Annotated in this window: 1 protein-coding gene; it reads left to right on the top strand. The window is 69.3% G+C overall.

The annotated features are described in order from the left end of the window. Positions 1–1,936 (top strand): TonB-dependent receptor (locus FUT87_RS12850; protein ID WP_147241272.1); only part of this gene is annotated, 1,936 nt, incomplete at both ends.

Here is a 1,936-nt window from a genome sequence, read left to right as displayed (position 1 = left end):
GAGTTCGGCGCGCTGCTCAGCGTGTCGGCGCAGAAGCGCGATTACCGCTCCGACACGCAGGAGCTCGACAACCCGGCGCAGCTGGCCGATGGCTCGGGCACCGTCGCGCCGCTGGGCCAGTGGCTGGCCTATGAATTCGGCGAGCGCGACCGCAAGGCCGCCAGCGCCTCGCTGCAATGGCGCCCCGACGGCCGCAGCGAATACACGCTGGACTTCAACCACACCCAGCTCAAGAGCCGCACCGACGTCTACGGCCATTACGCATCGCCCTTCTGGGCCAACTGGAGCAACACCGCCAACCAGGGCCAGCTCTGGCCGAACGGCGCGATCCAGACCGACGCCAACGGCCGGTTCGTCTCGGGCAGCTTCTGGGGCGCGAGCATGAGCACTTCGGGCTCGGTGGCCGACGAGAACACCAAGATCGACCAGCTCGCGCTGGCCGGCAAGTGGAAGGTCGGCGACGCCACGCTGCGCAGCGACCTCAGCCACACCCGCAGCACCTTCGACCGCTTCTACCAGGAGGTGCGCCTGGGCACCTTCGCCAACGACCCGGTCAGCTACAGCTTCGACCTGGGCACCAAGCTGCCGTCGGCGTTCTCGCCCACCGCGCAGCTCGACAACCCGGCCAACTACTGGGCCGACAAGGCGCTGTACTTCCGCACCCGCAACACCGGCAAGGAAACCGCGTGGCGCCTGGATGGCGACAAGCCGGTCGACTTCGGCGCGCTGACCACGCTGCACGCCGGCGTGCGGCTCAACGACCGCCGCGCCAGCAGCGCCGAGATCAACACGATCGACGACATCTGGATGTTCAACCTGTCGCAGATCCCGGCGGTGGGCCTGCTGCCCTACGACAACCTGCTCAAGGACGCCGGCGCCGGCAACATCCCGCGCCAGTGGCTGACCGTCACCGACACGCGCTGGCTGCGCGACGCGCAAGCCGTGCGCAGCACCTTCAACCTGACGGTGCCCGAGCTCGATCCGGCGCAGAGCTTCGAGTTCCGCGAGCGCGCCGCGGCCGTCTACGTCGCCGGCGACCTGGACACCACGCTCGCGGGCCTGCCGCTGACCGGCAACGTCGGCGTGCGCGCCGTCACGACGCGCACCCAGCGCGGCTACACCGCCACCAGCGGCGGTCGCGTGGACCTGTCCAAGACCGACACCGACTTCCTGCCCTCGCTCAACCTCAAGCTCGAGCTCACGCCCGACCTGCTGGCGCGGCTGGCGCTGTCACGCGTGGTCACGCGACCCAACTTCGACCAGCTCACGCCCAGCCTGAGCCTCAACGTCAACGACCGGACCGGCTACCAGGGCAATCCGGAGCTCGACAAGCTGCGCGCCAGCCAGGTCGACGCGACGCTGGAGTACTACCTGTCCAAGAGCGACTCGGTCTACGGCGCGGCCTTCTACAAGGACGTGTCGGGCTTCATCCAGACCACCAGCACGCAGACCACGATCAACGGCACCAGCTACACGCTCACGACGCCGAGCAACGGCCGCGACGGCCGCATCCGCGGCCTGGAGGTCGGCTACACCGGCTTCTTCAACAAGCTGCCCGGACTGCTGCGCGGGCTGGGCCTGCAGGCCAACTTCACGCTGGTGGACAGCGCCGCCCCGAGCCCGATCGACGGCCGCAGCGCGCCGCTGGAGGGGCTGTCCAAGCGCAGCGCCAACCTGGTGGCGATGTACGACCTGGGCGACTTCTCCGCGCGGCTGGCCTACAACTGGCGCAGCGACTACACCGTCGGCTCGCGGCTGAGCTTCCCCAGCAACGACGGCGTGACCGCGCTGACGCCCGTGACGATGAAGGGCTACGGCATGGTCGACGCCTACCTCAGCTACGCGATCACGCCCCGGCTGCGCATCGCCCTCGAAGGCAACAACCTGACGCGGACGGTGCGCCGCAGCGTGTTCAGCGACTACGGCCTGCCGCGCG

The sequence above is a fragment of the Mitsuaria sp. TWR114 genome, assembly GCF_007997345.1.
This window is presented reverse-complemented; position numbering and strand designations above follow the sequence as displayed.